At 33.5% G+C, this 499-nt stretch carries 1 protein-coding gene; it reads left to right on the plus strand.

The window, feature by feature from the left end; translation table 11 throughout:
* Positions 1-461 (plus strand): hypothetical protein (locus tag A6E03_RS17925; protein WP_218060173.1); only part of this gene is annotated, 461 nt, incomplete at its 5' end.
* Positions 462-499: the final 38 nt, after the last annotated feature.

The raw sequence follows: 499 nt of genomic DNA on the forward strand, positions 1-499 counted from the left end.
CGTGTTATGCAGGCGTTATAGCGCAGGAGTCTATTTTAACAATGAAAAAACTTATATTTTTGTCGCTGCTCATTTTAGCAGGTTGCAAAGAGTCTAGTCGAATTGATTTATCTAAAGTAGCTAGTTCTAAAACTGAGGCATTTAAATATGTAAAATATCGTCCAGGAAAAATGGATTATACATATTGTGATAGCTCGTCTGACATTACCGATTTAATCAAAGAAGAAAAACGAGTTATTGTAGTTTGCTTAGCCATTGATCATGTATCCCCACGTTCAGGTGAAAAAAATCGGTTTTTCAAATATAGTAGTATTAATGAATATGGAAAAATTAATTTTTGTGGGTGGCGTGATAACTATATGCGAATTGATAAAAAGGGGAAGATAATTAGTAATACACCAAAGTCTGGGGTATCTGGTAAATGTGAATCTTTCTCTATTTATAAATATCACCATACTTGAGTCGCGCTATAACAATCGCATCAACACGATTTGCTACA

This window comes from Aliivibrio sp. 1S128, from assembly GCF_001691065.1.
Classification (GTDB): Bacteria; Pseudomonadota; Gammaproteobacteria; order Enterobacterales; family Vibrionaceae; genus Aliivibrio.